General features: G+C 57.5%; 15 protein-coding genes and 2 tRNA genes. 16 read left to right on the top strand and 1 reads right to left on the bottom strand.

From position 1 onward, the window contains the following. Positions 1–114: 114 nt before the first annotated feature. Genes carB through JFU47_RS13540 form a run of 3 tightly spaced genes read left to right on the top strand, consistent with a single transcriptional unit; the run spans position 115 to position 4242 of the window. Positions 115–3336 (top strand): carbamoyl-phosphate synthase large subunit, encoded by a 3222-nt coding sequence (gene carB / locus JFU47_RS13550; protein ID WP_201183501.1) that lies wholly within the window; start codon positions 115–117, stop codon positions 3334–3336. Continuing rightward, complete coding sequence (greA, locus tag JFU47_RS13545; RefSeq protein WP_046045786.1) at positions 3333–3809, top strand: transcription elongation factor GreA; 477 nt, start codon at positions 3333–3335, stop codon at positions 3807–3809. The genes carB and greA overlap by 4 nt, the downstream gene beginning before the upstream one ends. A 28-nt stretch (positions 3810–3837) precedes the next feature. Next, positions 3838–4242, top strand: a complete 405-nt coding sequence (locus tag JFU47_RS13540) for an MFS transporter (RefSeq protein WP_201183499.1) — start codon at positions 3838–3840, stop codon at positions 4240–4242. A 9-nt stretch (positions 4243–4251) separates the two neighbouring features. Here JFU47_RS13540 and JFU47_RS13535 read toward each other — a convergent pair whose 3' ends face one another. Next, the gene (locus tag JFU47_RS13535) at positions 4252–4560 is read right to left on the bottom strand and encodes a YhbY family RNA-binding protein (protein WP_008005472.1); all 309 of its coding nucleotides are present in this window, start codon (positions 4558–4560) and stop codon (positions 4252–4254) included. Between the two features lie 101 nt (positions 4561–4661). Here JFU47_RS13535 and rlmE point away from each other — a divergent pair, with 101 nt between their 5' ends. From rlmE to truB, 13 genes are all read left to right on the top strand, one after another. Beyond that, positions 4662–5291, top strand: a complete 630-nt coding sequence (rlmE, locus tag JFU47_RS13530; RefSeq protein ID WP_007900501.1) for a 23S rRNA (uridine(2552)-2'-O)-methyltransferase RlmE — start codon at positions 4662–4664, stop codon at positions 5289–5291. Positions 5292–5493: 202 nt separating this feature from the next. Then, positions 5494–7404, top strand: coding sequence for an ATP-dependent zinc metalloprotease FtsH (ftsH, locus tag JFU47_RS13525; RefSeq protein ID WP_140681647.1), 1911 nt, complete (start codon positions 5494–5496; stop codon positions 7402–7404). 8 nt (positions 7405–7412) lie between these two features. Then, the gene (folP, locus tag JFU47_RS13520; protein WP_201183497.1) at positions 7413–8264 is read left to right on the top strand and encodes a dihydropteroate synthase; all 852 of its coding nucleotides are present in this window, start codon (positions 7413–7415) and stop codon (positions 8262–8264) included. A 16-nt stretch (positions 8265–8280) separates the two neighbouring features. Further along, a complete protein-coding gene (gene glmM, locus JFU47_RS13515; protein WP_201183495.1) occupies positions 8281–9618 on the top strand; it encodes a phosphoglucosamine mutase in 1338 nt (445 codons plus the stop codon). Positions 9619–9684: 66 nt separating this feature from the next. Then, a complete protein-coding gene (gene tpiA, locus JFU47_RS13510) occupies positions 9685–10440 on the top strand; it encodes a triose-phosphate isomerase (RefSeq protein WP_201183493.1) in 756 nt (251 codons plus the stop codon). A 4-nt stretch (positions 10441–10444) separates the two neighbouring features. Next, positions 10445–10828: a preprotein translocase subunit SecG gene (gene secG, locus JFU47_RS13505; protein ID WP_017336473.1), complete on the top strand. Its 384-nt coding sequence runs from the start codon at positions 10445–10447 to the stop codon at positions 10826–10828. A gap of 22 nt (positions 10829–10850) precedes the next feature. Next, a tRNA-Leu gene (locus JFU47_RS13500) sits at positions 10851–10936 on the top strand. A gap of 96 nt (positions 10937–11032) precedes the next feature. Further along, positions 11033–11109, top strand: a tRNA-Met gene (locus JFU47_RS13495). Between the two features lie 138 nt (positions 11110–11247). Continuing rightward, positions 11248–11706, top strand: coding sequence for a ribosome maturation factor RimP (gene rimP / locus JFU47_RS13490; protein WP_010463487.1), 459 nt, complete (start codon positions 11248–11250; stop codon positions 11704–11706). Between the two features lie 47 nt (positions 11707–11753). Continuing rightward, positions 11754–13235 carry a transcription termination factor NusA gene (gene nusA, locus JFU47_RS13485; RefSeq protein ID WP_008024459.1) on the top strand — a complete coding sequence of 494 codons (1482 nt, stop codon included), beginning with the start codon at positions 11754–11756 and terminating at the stop codon, positions 13233–13235. Between the two features lie 27 nt (positions 13236–13262). Continuing rightward, a complete protein-coding gene (infB, locus tag JFU47_RS13480; protein ID WP_140681639.1) occupies positions 13263–15794 on the top strand; it encodes a translation initiation factor IF-2 in 2532 nt (843 codons plus the stop codon). A 159-nt stretch (positions 15795–15953) separates the two neighbouring features. Continuing rightward, the gene (gene rbfA / locus JFU47_RS13475; protein WP_008149016.1) at positions 15954–16355 is read left to right on the top strand and encodes a 30S ribosome-binding factor RbfA; all 402 of its coding nucleotides are present in this window, start codon (positions 15954–15956) and stop codon (positions 16353–16355) included. Positions 16356–16358: 3 nt separating this feature from the next. Continuing rightward, the gene (gene truB, locus JFU47_RS13470) at positions 16359–17276 is read left to right on the top strand and encodes a tRNA pseudouridine(55) synthase TruB (RefSeq protein ID WP_008149014.1); all 918 of its coding nucleotides are present in this window, start codon (positions 16359–16361) and stop codon (positions 17274–17276) included. Positions 17277–17361: the final 85 nt, after the last annotated feature.

Genomic DNA, 17361 nt, shown 5'->3' with positions numbered 1-17361 from the left:
GCCTTTGATGTAGCAAAGCTTGAGGGCGGTCCCGACACACGGTGGCCCCCTCAGGTCTTCAAAGATTGAACAAGACGGCTTGCCGACTGACCTGCGGATTTGAGTGACAAACCCATGCCAAAACGTACAGACATTAAAAGCATCCTGATTCTCGGCGCTGGCCCGATCGTGATCGGCCAGGCCTGCGAATTCGACTACTCCGGCGCCCAGGCCTGTAAAGCCCTGCGCGAAGAGGGTTACCGCGTCATCCTGGTGAACTCCAACCCAGCGACCATCATGACCGATCCGGACATGGCTGACGCCACCTACATCGAACCGATCAAGTGGCAGACCGTTGCCAAGATCATCGAGAAAGAGCGTCCGGACGCGCTGCTGCCGACCATGGGTGGCCAGACCGCTCTGAACTGCGCACTGGATCTGGAGCGCGAAGGCGTTCTGGAGAAGTTCGGCGTAGAGATGATCGGCGCCAACGCTGACACCATCGACAAGGCTGAAGACCGTTCGCGCTTCGACAAGGCGATGAAATCCATCGGCCTGGACTGCCCGCGTTCGGGTATCGCCCACAGCATGGAAGAGGCCAACGTGGTCCTCGAGAAGCTCGGCTTCCCGTGCATCATCCGTCCGTCCTTCACCATGGGCGGCACCGGTGGCGGTATCGCTTACAACCGTGAAGAGTTCGAAGAAATCTGCGCCCGCGGTCTCGACCTGTCGCCGACCAAAGAGCTGCTGATCGACGAATCCCTGATCGGCTGGAAAGAATATGAGATGGAGGTTGTCCGCGATAAGAAGGACAACTGCATCATCGTCTGCTCCATCGAAAACTTTGACCCGATGGGCGTGCACACCGGTGACTCGATCACCGTTGCTCCGGCACAGACCCTGACGGACAAGGAATACCAGATCATGCGTAACGCCTCGTTGGCGGTACTGCGTGAGATCGGCGTGGAAACCGGCGGCTCCAACGTTCAGTTTGGCATCTGCCCCGACACTGGCCGTATGGTCGTGATCGAGATGAACCCGCGTGTATCTCGCTCTTCGGCACTGGCCTCGAAAGCCACTGGTTTCCCGATTGCGCGTATCGCTGCCAAGCTGGCGATCGGCTACACCCTGGACGAGCTGCAGAACGAAATCACCGGCGGCGCTACTCCTGCATCCTTCGAGCCGTCGATCGACTACGTCGTCACCAAGCTGCCACGCTTCGCCTTCGAGAAATTCCCGAAAGCCGACGCGCGCCTGACCACTCAAATGAAGTCGGTCGGTGAAGTCATGGCCATCGGCCGGACTTTCCAGGAATCCCTGCAGAAAGCCCTGCGCGGTCTGGAAGTGGGCGTTTGCGGTCTGGACGAGAAGCTCGACCTGAGCAACCCGGAAAGCATGAGCGTGCTCAAGCGCGAACTGACCGTGCCGGGTGCCGAGCGTATCTGGTACGTGGCTGACGCCTTCCGCGCCGGCCTGTCGGTCGAAGACATCTTCGGCATGAACATGATCGACCCGTGGTTCCTGGTGCAGATCGAAGATCTGATCAAGGAAGAAGAGAAGGTCAAGACCCTGGGTCTGGCCAGCATCGACCACGACTTGATGTTCCGCCTCAAGCGCAAAGGCTTTTCCGACATGCGTCTGGCCAAGCTGCTGGGCGTGACCGAGAAGGCTCTGCGTCGCCACCGTCACAAGCTGGAAATCTTCCCGGTCTACAAGCGCGTTGACACCTGCGCGGCCGAGTTCGCCACCGACACCGCTTACCTCTACTCGACGTACGAGGAAGAGTGCGAAGCCGCGCCGTCGGGCCGCGACAAGATCATGATCCTCGGCGGCGGTCCAAACCGTATCGGCCAAGGCATCGAGTTCGACTACTGCTGCGTACACGCGGCACTGGCGCTGCGCGAAGACGGTTACGAGACCATCATGGTCAACTGCAACCCGGAAACCGTTTCGACCGATTACGACACCTCCGATCGTCTGTACTTCGAGCCGGTGACCCTGGAAGACGTGCTGGAAATCTGCCGCGTCGAGAAGCCAAAAGGCGTGATCGTCCAGTACGGCGGCCAAACCCCGCTGAAACTGGCTCGTGCCCTGGAAGAAGCTGGCGTGCCGATCATCGGCACCAGCCCTGACGCTATTGACCGTGCCGAAGACCGTGAGCGCTTCCAGCAAATGGTTGAGCGCCTGAACCTGCGTCAGCCGCCAAACGCCACTGTGCGCAGCGAAGACGAAGCGATTCGTGCGGCCAGCAAGATCGGTTACCCGCTGGTGGTTCGTCCGTCCTACGTACTGGGCGGCCGTGCGATGGAAATCGTTTACGAAGAAGAAGAGCTCAAGCGCTACCTGCGCGACGCGGTGAAAGTGTCCAACGACAGCCCGGTGCTGCTCGACCACTTCCTCAACTGCGCCATCGAAATGGACGTGGATGCGGTCTGCGACGGCACCGACGTAGTGATCGGCGCAATCATGCAGCACATCGAGCAGGCCGGCGTTCACTCCGGTGACTCTGCATGCTCCCTGCCGCCGTACTCGCTGCCTGCACACATCCAGGACGAGATGCGCGAACAGGTCAAGAAAATGGCCCTGGAACTGGGCGTTGTCGGCCTGATGAACGTTCAGTTGGCGCTGCAAGGCGAAGACATCTACGTCATCGAAGTCAACCCGCGCGCTTCCCGTACCGTACCGTTCGTGTCCAAGTGCATCGGTGTTTCCCTGGCGATGATCGCGGCTCGCGTGATGGCCGGTAAAACCCTGAAGGAAATCGGCTTCACCAAAGAAATCATTCCGAACTTCTACAGTGTGAAAGAAGCGGTGTTCCCATTCGCCAAATTCCCTGGCGTGGACCCGATCCTGGGCCCAGAGATGAAGTCCACCGGTGAAGTGATGGGCGTGGGCGACACCTTCGGTGAAGCGTTTGCCAAAGCCCAAATGGGCGCCAGCGAAGTGCTGCCGACCGGTGGTACCGCGTTCATCAGCGTGCGTGATGACGACAAGCCACTGGTTGCAGGCGTGGCCCGTGATCTGATCAACTTGGGCTTCGAAGTGGTCGCCACTGCCGGTACTGCCAAGCTGATCGAAGCCGCAGGCCTGAAAGTGCGTCGTGTGAACAAGGTGACCGAGGGTCGTCCGCACGTGGTCGACATGATCAAGAATGACGAAGTCACCCTGATCATCAACACCACCGAAGGTCGTCAGTCGATCGCTGATTCGTATTCCATTCGTCGTAATGCCTTGCAGCACAAGATTTACTGCACCACTACCATTGCTGCTGGCGAAGCTATCTGCGAAGCGCTGAAGTTCGGTCCCGAGAAGACCGTGCGCCGCTTGCAGGATCTACACGCAGGATTGAAGGCATGATCAAATACCCAATGACCGTCAAGGGCGCTAAAGCCCTGGAAGAAGAACACGCTCACCTGACCAAGGTCGTCCGTCCGAAGCTCAGCCAGGACATCGGTACGGCCCGCGAGTTGGGAGACTTGAAAGAAAACGCCGAATACCACGCTGCTCGCGAGCAGCAAGGTATGGTCGAGGCGCGGATCCGCGACATCGAAGGCCGCATGCAAAACGCGGTGATCATTGATGTCACGACCATTCCTCACACCGGCAAAGTGATCTTCGGCACCACCGTTGAAATCGCCAACGTCGAGACGGATGAAAGCGTCACTTACCACATCGTTGGTGAGGATGAGGCTGACTTCAAGCTCGGCAAGATTTCGGTCGGCTCGCCATTGGCCCGCGCCTTGATTGCCAAGGAAGAGGGTGATGTGGTTGCCGTGAAAACGCCTGGCGGCGTTATCGAGTACGAGATTGTCGAAGTTCGCCACATCTAAGCGCAGGCGCCCGCTACGCGCGGGCGCCTTGCTTTGGCAGCTGACTCAGATGTTGTGGGTTGGTGGTCTGTGGCTATTGCACATCGGTCTGCTGCCGGTGCTGGGCAAAATTGGCCTGGCACCGCTGCTGATCGACGAAATCGCAGGCATGCTTGATGCGCTGATGGTGGGGTTCGCCGCAGCGTGTGTGATTTTTCAGGCTTTGGTGCTGGTTCAGGCCGAGGGCCTTGCCAGTCTATGGCGCGATACTCGCGGGCAACTTCTGCTGATGGCGCTGTTCGCGTGTGCGATGTATGTCGCGGTGCGTATCGGTTGGCCGGATGCCGTGCGTTGGCAGGTGTTCAGCTATCTTGTTCTGGGCTTTTCCGGGCTGGTGCTGGTGTTGCAGCCGGTGCCTGGATGGAGCGGCAGGGTGCGCGAAGCACACCCTTGACCCTTGTCATCACTTGAAGCGATGGACGTTCGACAGCTGCTTGTTGACGCTGAAGTTCTTGCGGTAAATCAGTGCCATCTTGCCGATGACCTGAACCAGGTCCGCTTTGCCGACCTTGCACAGTTCTGCAATGTTCGCCAGGCGCGACTCGCGATCGAGGATGTTGAGCTTGATTTTAATCAGCTCGTGATCCGCCAAAGCGCGTTCAAGTTCGGCTAACACACCTTCAGTCAAACCGTTGTCAGCCACAGTCAAAACTGGTTTCAGATGGTGGCCAATGGATTTGTACTGTTTCTTCTGCTCTTGAGTGAGCGGCATAATCTGACCCTTTAGTCTGGATTCTGTAAAATGGCGGCCATTTTACCCGAGGGTTCGTGGATCCGCCCAATTAATCACGACCCTTATCATCGAGGTGCCCAATGGCGCGTTCCAAGACAAGCCTTGGTTGGCTGAAAAGACATGTCAATGATCCCTATGTGAAGCAGGCGCAGAAGGATGGTTACCGCTCGCGTGCGAGTTACAAGCTTCTGGAGGTCCAGGAGAAATACAAGCTGATCCGTCCGGGTATGAGCGTTGTCGACCTGGGTGCGGCGCCCGGCGGCTGGTCGCAGGTCACTAGTCGGCTGATCGGTGGTCAGGGGCGTCTGATCGCCTCGGACATCCTGGAAATGGACAGCATTCCGGACGTGACTTTCATCCAGGGTGACTTCACCCAGGACGAAGTGCTCGCTCAGATCCTTGAGGCCGTGGGTAATTCGCAGGTGGACCTTGTGATTTCCGATATGGCCCCCAATATGAGTGGTACGCCTGAGGTGGACATGCCAAAAGCCATGTTTCTATGTGAGCTGGCTCTTGATCTGGCGGCTCGGATACTCAAGCCGGGTGGTAATTTCGTGATCAAGGTGTTTCAGGGCGAAGGGTTTGATGCTTACGTGAAGGACGCTCGTCAGAAATTCGACAAGGTCCAGATGATCAAGCCGGACTCTTCCCGTGGCAGTTCCCGCGAGCAATACATGCTGGCTTGGGGCTACCGCGGCCGTAGTGAGTAAATCGAGGTTTTTTTGCGGGTCGATAGGATTTTCGTATTTCGCCCCGTGAGCATTAGCGAATATTGTGTAGAAAGTGTTTCACAAAGGGTTACAGACGGCGCCTGCCAGAGTCGTAGGTAATGTAGTAAGTTAGGCCGGTGAATATCATGCGAAGCGCGCGCCATTAGCGGAGCTTGCTTCAGAGGGTAGTTAATTGAACGATATGGCAAAGAATCTGATCCTGTGGTTGATCATCGCGGCTGTCCTGGTGACAGTGATGAACAACTTCTCCAGCCCTAACGAGCCGCAGACCCTCAACTATTCCGACTTCATCCAGCAGGTCAAGGATGGAAAGGTCGAGCGCGTAGCGGTTGATGGCTACGTGATTACCGGCAAACGCAACGATGGCGACAGCTTCAAGACCATTCGTCCGGCAATCCAGGACAACGGTCTGATCGGCGACCTCGTGGACAACCATGTCGTAGTCGAAGGCAAGCAGCCTGAACAGCAAAGCATCTGGACTCAGCTCTTGGTCGCTAGCTTCCCGATCCTGGTGATCATCGCCGTGTTCATGTTCTTCATGCGGCAGATGCAGGGCGGCGCCGGTGGAAAGGGCGGGCCAATGAGCTTCGGCAAGAGCAAAGCGCGCCTGCTCTCCGAGGATCAGGTGAAAACCACCTTGGGTGACGTTGCTGGTTGTGACGAAGCCAAGGAAGAAGTCGGTGAGCTGGTCGAGTTCTTGCGTGATCCGGGCAAGTTTCAACGTCTGGGTGGTCGCATTCCTCGCGGCGTGCTGATGGTGGGTCCACCTGGTACCGGTAAAACCCTGCTGGCCAAGGCGATTGCTGGCGAAGCCAAAGTGCCGTTCTTCACCATTTCCGGTTCCGACTTCGTAGAAATGTTTGTCGGTGTTGGTGCCAGCCGTGTTCGCGACATGTTTGAACAGGCCAAGAAACACGCTCCATGCATCATCTTCATCGATGAAATCGACGCCGTCGGTCGCCACCGTGGTGCCGGCATGGGTGGCGGTCACGACGAGCGTGAGCAGACTCTCAACCAGTTGCTGGTAGAGATGGACGGCTTCGAAATGAATGACGGCATTATCGTCATCGCTGCAACCAACCGTCCGGACGTACTGGACCCTGCGTTGCTGCGTCCGGGTCGTTTCGACCGTCAGGTTGTCGTCGGTCTGCCGGATATCCGTGGTCGCGAGCAGATTCTCAAGGTTCACATGCGAAAAGTGCCAATGGGTGACGACGTCGCTCCGGCTGTGATCGCTCGTGGTACCCCTGGTTTCTCCGGTGCCGACCTGGCTAACCTGGTGAACGAAGCGTCGTTGTTCGCGGCCCGCGCCGGCAAGCGCATCGTCGAAATGAAAGAGTTCGAATTGGCCAAAGACAAGATCATGATGGGCGCCGAGCGCAAATCCATGGTCATGTCCGAAAAAGAGAAGCAGAACACCGCTTACCACGAGGCAGGTCACGCTATTGTTGGGCGCGTCGTGCCTGAGCATGATCCGGTCTATAAGGTGTCGATCATCCCGCGCGGCCGTGCGCTGGGTGTGACCATGTTTCTGCCGGAAGAAGATCGCTACAGCCTGTCCAAGCGTGCATTGATCAGTCAAATCTGCTCGTTGTACGGCGGCCGTATTGCTGAAGAAATGACCTTGGGCTTCGACGGCGTCACCACCGGTGCGTCAAACGACATCATGCGTGCCAGCCAGATTGCACGGAACATGGTAACCAAGTGGGGCTTGTCGGAAAAACTCGGCCCGTTGATGTACGCAGAAGAAGAGGGCGAAGTGTTCCTCGGTCGCGGCGGTGGCGGTCAGGGTACAAGCTTCTCCGGTGAGACGGCCAAGTTGATCGACTCCGAAGTGCGCAGCATCATTGATCAGTGCTACGGCACGGCCAAGCAGATCCTCACCGATAACCGTGACAAGCTCGACGCCATGGCTGATGCCTTGATGAAGTACGAAACGATCGACGCTGATCAGATCGACGACATCATGGCGGGTCGTACGCCTCGTGAGCCTCGCGACTGGTCAGGCGGCGCCGGTACCTCCGGAACTCCTCCGGTGGCACAGGATCCGCGTCCGGAAACACCGATCGGCGGTCCGGCTGCTGACGTTTAAGGTTTGAAATGACTTCTGTTCAGTCCTCGACCCGGTTGCCTTGCGGCAATCGGGTTCTTGATTTAGCCGTGACGCACGTCATGGGTATTCTCAACGTCACTCCCGATTCCTTCTCTGATGGCGGCCAATATAGCCAGCTTGATGCGGCCTTGCGCCACGCTGAGGCTATGGTGGCGGCCGGCGCGACGTTGATTGATGTCGGTGGCGAATCGACCCGGCCGGGTGCCAGGGTGGTATCGCCGCTGGAAGAGCTTGAGCGCGTAGCTCCGGTCGTCGAGCGAATACACCGCGAGCTGGATGTAATTATCTCGGTCGACACTTCCACGCCAGCTGTCATGCGCGAAGCCGCACGACTTGGCGCGGGGTTGATCAATGACGTGCGCTCGCTGCGGCGCGATGGCGCTCTGGATGCGGCCGCGGCCACTGGCCTGCCGGTCTGTCTGATGCATATGCTCGGTGAGCCGGGCGACATGCAGGACAATCCGCAGTATCAGGACGTCACGAAAGAGGTGGGCGAGTTTCTCGCCGAGCGCATGGCTCAGTGTGCGTCGGTAGGAATTACAGCGGACCGGATCATCCTTGATCCGGGCTTTGGCTTCGCAAAAACCTTGGAGCACAATCTAAGCTTGTTCAAGCATATGGAGGCCCTGCATACCTTGGGGCGGCCCCTGTTGGTCGGGGTCTCGCGAAAGAGCATGATAGGCCAAGCGTTGAATCGTCCGGTTGGCGAGCGTCTGTATGGTGGTCTGGCGCTCGCAGCGCTGGCTTCGGTCAAGGGAGCGCGTATATTGCGCGTCCATGATGTGGCCGAAACCGTCGATGTGGTGCGAATGATCGCCGCAGTGGAATCAGCCGAATAAGAATGATGGAGCACTTATGACTAAGAAATACTTTGGCACCGACGGCATTCGTGGTCGGGTTGGCGAATATCCGATTACTCCTGACTTCATGCTCAAGCTCGGCTGGGCTGCTGGTATGGCGTTCCGCAAAATGGGCGCCTGCAAGGTATTGGTGGGCAAGGACACTCGGATCTCTGGCTATATGTTCGAGTCTGCGCTCGAGGCCGGACTTACGTCGGCAGGTGCCGATGTCATGCTCCTGGGCCCGATGCCGACACCGGCCATCGCCTACCTGACGCGTACCTTCCAGGCCGAAGCGGGAATCGTGATCAGTGCCTCGCACAACCCTCACGATGACAATGGCATCAAGTTTTTCTCCGGGAAGGGCACCAAGCTTCCTGATGAAGTCGAGCATATGATCGAAGAGTTGCTCGACACCCCGATGACCGTGGTTGAGTCGAGCAAGATCGGCAAGGTATCGCGCATCAACGATGCTTCAGGCCGCTATATCGAATTCTGCAAAAGCAGCGTCCCGACTGGCACCAGCTTCGCGGGCCTGAAGATCGTGATCGACTGCGCCCACGGCGCGACCTACAAGGTGGCGCCTAGTGTATTCCGTGAGCTGGGGGCCGATGTCGTTGTGCTTTCTGCTCATCCTAACGGCCTGAACATCAATGAAAATTGCGGTTCGACCCATATGGAGCCACTGCAAGCTGCTGTATTGGCCGAGCATGCTGATTTGGGTATCGCCTTTGACGGTGATGGTGATCGGGTTCAGATGGTTGATCATACCGGTGCTGTCGTCGACGGTGATGAGTTGCTGTTTATCATTGCTCGCGACCTGCATGGGCAGGGCAAGTTGCAGGGGGGGGTGGTCGGTACGCTGATGAGTAACCTGGGGTTGGAATTGGCCCTGGCGGATCTGGCAATTCCTTTTGTGCGGGCCAATGTTGGCGACCGGTACGTAATCTCCGAGTTGCTGGAGCGCGGTTGGCTGGTGGGTGGTGAAAATTCGGGCCACATTGTCTGCTTCAACCACACCACCACCGGTGACGCGATCATTGCCGCGTTGCAGGTATTGATGGCGTTGAAGACCCGCTCCGAGGGGCTGGCGCAATCGCGTCAGGCGCTGCGCAAGTGCCCTCAGGTACTGATCAATGTACGATTTGGCGGTGGTGCGAGCCCTCTTGATCATCCATCCGTCAAGGAGGCTAGCGAGCGCGTTACCAAGGCTATGGCTGGTCGTGGGCGTGTACTGTTGCGCAAGTCCGGGACGGAGCCGCTGGTGCGGGTCATGGTCGAAGGCGAGGACGAAACACAGGTTCGTGGCTACGCCGAAGAGCTGGCAAAACTGGTTACTGAAGTTTCTGCCTGATTTCGGCTTGCCAGCCATGATTGTGTTGGGTAACATCTGCGCCCACTTTGACCGACGAGGTACAGCATGCGTCGCCCTATGGTAGCTGGTAACTGGAAGATGCACGGTACCCGCGCCAGCGTCGCTGAGCTGATCAATGGCCTTCGTCATCTGGCCTTGCCGAGCGATGTTGATGTAGCGGTATTCCCGCCTTACTTGCATATCAATCAAGTGATTGATGGCTTGAACGGCAAGTCGATTTCGGTCGGCGCGCAGAACTCTGCGGTGGAATCCATGCAGGGTGCGTTGACCGGTGAAGTTGCGCCGAGTCAGTTGGTGGATGCAGGCTGTTCTTTTGTGCTTGTCGGGCACTCCGAGCGCCGCCAGATAATGGGCGAGCAGGACGGAGTGCTGATTCGCAAGTTTGCAGCGGCACAGGCATGTGGCTTGATTCCGGTGTTGTGCGTAGGGGAAACCCTTGAAGAGCGCGAAGCTGGAAAAACTCTAGAGGTTGTCGGGCGTCAGCTAGGCAGTATCATAGAGGAGCTCGGTGTTGGTGCTTTTGCAAAAGCGGTAATTGCTTACGAGCCGGTCTGGGCCATTGGTACCGGGCTGACTGCTTCGCCGCAACAGGCGCAGGATGTGCATGCAGCCATTCGCGCTCAGTTGGCGGCAGAGAATTCTGAGGTCGCGCAAGGTGTGCGGCTTCTATACGGCGGCAGCGTGAAGGCGGCCAATGCGGTCGAACTGTTCGGCATGCCGGATATCGATGGGGGGCTCATTGGTGGGGCTTCCCTGAATGCAGATGAGTTCGGTGCGATTTGTCGCGCCGCGGGAAACTGAAAAAATGCTGGAAACAGTCGTAGTCGTTTTTCATCTGCTGGGTGCATTGGGCGTAGTTGCTCTGGTATTGCTGCAGCAGGGTAAAGGTGCGGATGCTGGCGCGTCTTTCGGAGCAGGTGCTTCAAATACTGTGTTCGGAAGCCAAGGTTCCTCTACCTTTCTTAGTAAGTTTACTGCTATACTTGCCGCCGGTTTCTTCATAACCAGCTTAGGGTTAGGTTACTTTGCTAAAGAGAAAGCTCACCAGCTGACTCAAGTAGGTTTGCCAAACCCGGCAGTGTTGGAAGTTCCAAAGCAACAACCGGCTTCTGATGATGTACCGGTGCTTCAAGAGCAAAAGTCGGCTACTCCAGCGACTGACGTGCCTCCAGCTCAAGAGCAAAAGTAAGAAGGGTTTCAAACGTAGTATTGCCGAGGTGGTGGAATTGGTAGACACGCAACCTTGAGGTGGTTGTGCCCATAGGGTGTAGGGGTTCGAGTCCCCTTCTCGGTACCAATTATCAGGAGAGCCCGCTGTTGCGGGCTTTCTTGTAGGTGGAAGGTTACATTGACCCTGTCAGGGATCGGTCGTATACTTCCGCCCCAGCTTTGTCGCGGGGTGGAGCAGTCTGGTAGCTCGTCGGGCTCATAACCCGAAGGTCGTCGGTTCAAATCCGGCCCCCGCAACCAGTTTAAGGAGCCCCTTTTAAGGGGCTTTTTGTTAGCTGGACACTTTCAACGCCGCTGTTCGACGGCGTTTCAAGGATGGGCGTTTCGCCCATTTTTTTATTTTGCACAGCATGCACATACATGCACGAGGGGGTTCAGGTGTCGAGCAAGCTAGAAGAGTTGCAGGCCTTGCTGGCCCCGGTGGTCGTGGCCCTAGGCTATGAATGCTGGGGTATTGAGTTTTCGGCTCAAGGTCGCCACTCAATGTTGCGCGTTTATATCGATAAAGAGGGCGGCGTGCTGGTGGACGATTGTGCCATTGTCAGCCGTCAGATCAGCGGTGTTCTGGATGTTGAAGATCCAATCGCCGTTGAATACACCCTTGAAGTTTCCTCGCCTGGCATGGAACGCCCGCTGTTCACTATTGAGCAGTTTGCAAAATTTGCCGGTGAACAAGTGAAGATCAAGCTGCGCTCGCCTTTTGAAGGCCGACGCAACTTTCAGGGCCTTCTGCGCGGTGTAGAAGAGCAGGACGTCGTGGTGCAGGTAGAAGACCATGAGTTCCTGTTGCCGATCGATATGATCGACAAGGCCAACATTATTCCCAGTTTTGACTGAGACGCGGATCCCGCGGATCCAATGGCTTGCGAAAGGCGAGGCGTACGATGAGCAAAGAAGTACTGCTGGTTGTTGAGTCGGTATCCAATGAAAAGGGCGTACCGGCAAACGTAATTTTTGAAGCGCTGGAGCTGGCTCTGGCCACTGCTACCAAAAAACGTTTCGAGGACGAAGTCGATCTGCGTGTGGAAATCAATCGCCACACCGGTGCTTACGAGACATTCCGTCGCTGGACTGTCGTCGAAGAAGCTGACTTGGACGATCCTGCCATCGAAACCTGGCCGAGCAAGGTTGCAGAAACGCATCCTGGTGCTCAGGTTGGTGATGTAGTCGAAGAAAAGATCGAGTCCATTGAGTTCGGCCGTATCGCTGCACAGACTGCCAAGCAAGTCATCGTGCAGAAAGTTCGCGAAGCCGAGCGCGCTCAAGTCGTTGATGCCTATCGCGAGCGCCTGGGAGAAATCATCTCCGGCACCGTGAAAAAAGTGACCCGCGACAACGTGATCGTCGACCTGGGCAACAACGCCGAAGCGTTGCTGGCTCGCGAAGACATCATTTCTCGCGAAACCTTCCGGGTTGGCGTGCGTCTGCGTGCGCTGCTCAAGGAAATCCGCACCGAGAACCGCGGCCCGCAGCTGATCCTGTCGCGTACCGCGCCGGAAATGCTGATTGAGTTGTTCCGCATCGAAGTGCCGGAAATCGCTGAAGGCCTGATCGAAGTAATGGCTGCGTCCCGTGATCCGGGTTCGCGCGCCAAGATCGCGGTCCGCTCCAAGGACAAACGCATCGACCCGCAAGGCGCTTGCATCGGTATGCGCGGTTCGCGCGTCCAGGCAGTGTCGGGTGAGTTGGGCGGTGAGCGTGTGGACATCGTCCTGTGGGACGACAATCCGGCTCAGTTTGTGATCAATGCAATGTCGCCGGCTGAAGTGGCGGCAATTATCGTTGACGAAGATGCCCATGCAATGGACATCGCCGTTGGCGCAGACAATCTGGCTCAGGCCATCGGTCGCGGTGGTCAGAACGTGCGTCTGGCTAGCCAGTTGACTGGCTGGACCCTGAACGTGATGACCGAATCGGACATCCAGGCTAAGCAGCAAGCAGAAACCGGCGACATCCTGCGCAACTTCATCGACGAGCTGGAAGTCGACGAAGACCTGGCACAGGTGCTGGTAGATGAAGGCTTCACCAGCCTGGAAGAGATTGCCTACGTACCGTTGGAAGAAATGCTCAACATCGACGGCTTTGACGAAGAAACCGTCAACGAGCTTCGCGCTCGCGCCAAGGATCGTTTGTTGACCAAAGCCATCGCTACTGAGGAAAAGCTGGCAGACGCCCATCCGGCCGAAGACCTGCTCTCGCTTGAGGGTATGGACAAGGATTTGGCGATGGAACTGGCGGTGCGCGGCGTAATTACCCGCGAAGACCTGGCCGAGCAGTCTATTGACGATCTGCTCGACATCGACGGCATTGACGATGATCGTGCCGGCAAGTTGATCATGGCCGCCCGAGCCCACTGGTTCGAGTAATTAGGCGCGGCCTGAGGAGAGAAGTGCATGACGCAAGTCACGGTGAAACAACTGGCCGATGAGGTCAAAACACCGGTAGAGCGCCTGTTGCAGCAGATGCGTGAGGCAGGTCTGCCGCACACCGCCGCCGATGAAGGTGTGAGCGATAGTGAGAAGCAGTCTTTGCTGACTCACTTGAAGAGCAGCCACAAGGCGAAAGTGGAAGAACCGCGCAAGATTACATTGCAGCGCAAAACCACCAGCACCCTGCGTGTTGCTGGCAGCAAAAGCATCAGCGTTGAAGTGCGCAAGAAGAAAGTCTTCGTACAGCGCAGCCCGGAAGAAATCGAAGCCGAGCGCAAACGCGAACTGGAAGAACGTCGCGCAGTAGAAAATGCTGCTCGTCAGAAGGCTGAAGAAGAAGCCAAGCGTCGCGCCGAAGAAGAAGCGCGTCGCCAGCCTGCTGCTGCGCAATCCGCTACTAACGACGCCGTTGCAGCACCTGCTGCAGTTGCCGAGCCAGTACGTGAAAGCGCGCCGGTTGTGGCGGCTGCACCAGCGCCGTCTGCCGACGTTCGTAACAAGCCGAACGAACAGCGCCGTCCGGATAAACCACGTGCCGACGATAACAATCGTCGCAGCGGTGGTGGCGACGGCGAGCGTAAAAACGCTCCGCATCGTGCCTCGGTCAAAGAGAAAGCGCCTGCTCCACGCGTTGCCCCACGTACTACCGACGAAGAAAGCGATGGCTTCCGTCGTGGTGGTCGCGGCAAGGCCAAGCTGAAAAAACGCAACGCCCACGGTTTCCAGAGCCCAACCGGCCCTGTCGTGCGTGATGTGCAGATCGGCGAGACCATCACTGTTGGCGATCTCGCGAATCAGATGTCGGTCAAGGCAGCTGAAATCATCAAGTTCATGTTCAAACTGGGTACTCCAGCGACCATCAACCAGGTGCTTGATCAGGAAACTGCTCAACTGGTAGCCGAAGAACTGGGCCACAAAGTGACCCTGGTCAGCGATACCGCCCTGGAAGATTCCCTGGCCGAGTCCCTGAAGTTTGAAGGTGAGACGTTCTCCCGTGCGCCAGTCGTGACCGTAATGGGCCACGTTGACCACGGTAAGACCTCGCTGCTCGACTATATCCGTCGTGCCAAGGTAGCTGCTGGCGAAGCCGGCGGTATCACCCAGCACATCGGTGCGTACCACGTTGAAACTGATCGCGGCATGGTCACTTTCCTCGATACCCCGGGTCACGCTGCGTTTACCGCAATGCGTGCTCGTGGTGCCAAGGCGACTGACATCGTGATCCTGGTCGTTGCAGCGGACGACGGCGTAATGCCGCAGACCATTGAAGCAGTCCAGCACGCCAAGGCTGCCGGTGTTCCTCTGGTAGTTGCTGTGAACAAAATCGACAAGCCGGGCGCTGATCTTGATCGCATCCGTAGCGAACTGTCGGTTCACGGCGTGACTTCGGAAGAGTGGGGCGGCGACACCCCGTTCGTATCGGTTTCGGCGAAAGTCGGTACTGGCGTGGACGAGTTGCTCGAAGCTGTTCTGCTGCAAGCTGAAGTTCTGGAACTGAAAGCGACTCCTTCGGCTCCAGGCCGTGGCGTCGTGGTTGAATCGCGTCTCGACAAAGGTCGTGGCCCGGTTGCTACCGTTCTGGTTCAAGACGGTACCCTGCGCCAAGGCGACATGGTGCTGGTCGGTTCGAACTATGGCCGTGTACGTGCCATGCTCGACGAGAACGGCAAGCCAATCAAGGAAGCCGGTCCTTCCATCCCTGTCGAGATCCTCGGCCTGGACGGTACCCCGGACGCTGGCGACGAGATGAGCGTGCTGTCGGACGAGAAGAAAGCCCGTGAAGTGGCTCTGTTCCGTCAAGGCAAGTTCCGCGAAGTCAAACTGGCTCGCGCTCACGCCGGCAAGCTGGAAAACATCTTCGAAAACATGGGTCAGGCAGAGAAGAAGACGCTCAACATCGTCCTCAAATCCGACGTCCGTGGTTCGCTGGAAGCGTTGAACGGTGCCTTGAACGGCCTGGGTAACGACGAAGTGCAAGTGCGTGTTGTCGGTGGCGGTGTCGGTGGTATCACCGAGTCCGACGCCAACCTGGCACTGGCCTCCAACGCTGTACTGTTCGGCTTCAACGTGCGTGCCGATGCTGGCGCTCGCAAGATCGTCGAGCAGGAAGGTCTGGATATGCGTTACTACAACGTGATCTACGACATCATCGAAGACGTCAAGAAAGCCCTCACCGGTATGCTGGGCAGCGATGTTCGCGAGAACATCCTGGGTACCGCTGAAGTGCGTGACGTGTTCCGTTCGCCGAAGTTTGGCGCGATCGCCGGTTGCATGGTTATCGAAGGTGTTGTTCACCGTAACCGTCCAATCCGTGTACTGCGTGAAGACATCGTTATCTTCGAAGGCGAGCTGGAATCCCTGCGCCGCTTCAAGGATGACGCTTCCGAAGTACGTGCCGGCATGGAATGCGGTATCGGCGTGAAGAGCTACAACGACGTCAAAGTCGGTGACAAGATCGAAGTCTTCGAGAAGGTTCAGGTTGCTCGCAGCCTCTAACTCGCGCACTTCAAGGGCCACGATGAGCCGCCGCATGCAGATGCGCGGCACAGCGTCAGGACTCTAAACGCAACGCCCGGTCTGGCTTTTGTCAGGCCGGGCGTTTGCCGCTTTCAGACCCTTCGGGTTTCACCGTGGGGCAGTAACAGGTAACAAGACATGGCAAAAGAATACAGCCGTACCCAACGTATCGGCGATCAGATGCAGCGTGAGCTGGCACAGCTGATCCGTCGTGAAGTCAAAGACCCGCGCGTCGGCCTGGTCACCATTACCGCTGTTGAAGTCAGCCGTGACGTCGGTCACGCCAAGATCTTCATCACCGTGATGGGGCAAGACAACGCCGAAGACATCGCGCAAAGCATCAAGGTGCTCAACTCCGCCGCCGGTTTCCTGCGCATGCAGTTGGCTCGCGAAATGAAGTTGCGCAGCGTTCCACAGTTGCACTTCCACTACGACGAAAGCGTCGTGCGTGGTGCTCATCTGTCGGCATTGATCGAACGTGCGGTAGCTGAAGACAATCAGCATCCGGTTGCGGCAGAAGCCGAAGACACCAAGGAGTAATCGGTGGCTCAGGTCAAACGTATCCGTCGTAACGTCAGCGGCATCATCCTGCTCGACAAACCACTGGGGTTCACCTCCAATGCGGCGTTGCAGAAGGTTCGCTGGTTGCTGAACGCCGAGAAGGCCGGGCACACAGGCAGTCTCGATCCGCTGGCCACTGGCGTGTTGCCGTTGTGCTTCGGTGAGGCCACCAAGTTTTCGCAATACCTGCTCGATTCCGACAAGGGTTACGAAACCCTGGCGCAACTGGGCAAGACCACCACCACGGCGGATGCCGAGGGTGATGTGTTGCTGGAGCGCCCGGTGACCGTTGGTCGCGCCGATGTCGAAGCAGTACTGCCGAAATTTCGTGGGCAAATCAGTCAGATACCGCCCATGTACTCGGCGCTAAAACGTGATGGCCAGCCGTTGTACAAGCTGGCCCGGGCAGGTGAAGTAGTGGAGCGCGAACCGCGATCTGTTACTATTACGCGCTTGGAATTACTGGCCTTTGAAGGTGATACTGCGCGGCTTGCAGTGGATTGCACCAAAGGTACCTATATCCGCACCCTGGTGGAGGATATCGGTGAGCAACTCGGTTGTGGCGCATACGTTGCTGAACTGCGACGTACCCAGGCCGGGCCTTTCACGCTGGCCCAGACAGTCACGCTGGAAGAGTTGGAAGCGGTACATGCCGAAGGAGGCAACGAAGCGGTCGACCGCTTTTTGATGCCCTCGGACAGCGGCCTGCTGGATTGGCCACTGTTGCAGTTCTCGGAGCACAGCTCGTTCTACTGGCTTAACGGCCAACCGGTACGAGCCCCGGATGCACCGAAGTTCGGCATGGTACGGGTACAGGATCACAATGGTCGCTTCATCGGTATCGGTGAAGTGAGCGAAGACGGGCGCATCGCGCCACGTCGACTGATTCGGTCAGAATGACCGAACGAGGGTGGCTGTTAACAGGCACGGTCACTTCCTCATTTTTAGATACAGGGATTTGTCCCTGGCCTGTTGAAACCGTTTC

The sequence above is a fragment of the Pseudomonas sp. TH39(2020) genome, assembly GCF_016650715.1.
GTDB classification, from domain to species: Bacteria; Pseudomonadota; Gammaproteobacteria; order Pseudomonadales; family Pseudomonadaceae; genus Aquipseudomonas; species Aquipseudomonas mandelii_C.
The sequence above is the reverse complement of the archived record's forward strand: the minus strand, read 5'-3'. Positions and strand labels throughout refer to the sequence as shown.

Bases quoted from the DNA above. Each gene is read 5' to 3' on its own strand.
- JFU47_RS13535 (WP_008005472.1), bottom strand. From the start codon at position 4,560: ATGCCGCTCACTCAAGAGCAGAAGAAACAGTACAAATCCATTGGCCAC.
- infB (WP_140681639.1), top strand. From the start codon at position 13,263: ATGACGCAAGTCACGGTGAAACAACTGGCCGATGAGGTCAAAACACCG.
- secG (WP_017336473.1), top strand. From the start codon at position 10,445: ATGCTGGAAACAGTCGTAGTCGTTTTTCATCTGCTGGGTGCATTGGGC.
- rbfA (WP_008149016.1), top strand. From the start codon at position 15,954: ATGGCAAAAGAATACAGCCGTACCCAACGTATCGGCGATCAGATGCAG.
- tpiA (WP_201183493.1), top strand. From the start codon at position 9,685: ATGCGTCGCCCTATGGTAGCTGGTAACTGGAAGATGCACGGTACCCGC.
- carB (WP_201183501.1), top strand. From the start codon at position 115: ATGCCAAAACGTACAGACATTAAAAGCATCCTGATTCTCGGCGCTGGC.
- greA (WP_046045786.1), top strand. From the start codon at position 3,333: ATGATCAAATACCCAATGACCGTCAAGGGCGCTAAAGCCCTGGAAGAA.
- ftsH (WP_140681647.1), top strand. From the start codon at position 5,494: ATGGCAAAGAATCTGATCCTGTGGTTGATCATCGCGGCTGTCCTGGTG.
- nusA (WP_008024459.1), top strand. From the start codon at position 11,754: ATGAGCAAAGAAGTACTGCTGGTTGTTGAGTCGGTATCCAATGAAAAG.
- folP (WP_201183497.1), top strand. From the start codon at position 7,413: ATGACTTCTGTTCAGTCCTCGACCCGGTTGCCTTGCGGCAATCGGGTT.
- rlmE (WP_007900501.1), top strand. From the start codon at position 4,662: ATGGCGCGTTCCAAGACAAGCCTTGGTTGGCTGAAAAGACATGTCAAT.
- glmM (WP_201183495.1), top strand. From the start codon at position 8,281: ATGACTAAGAAATACTTTGGCACCGACGGCATTCGTGGTCGGGTTGGC.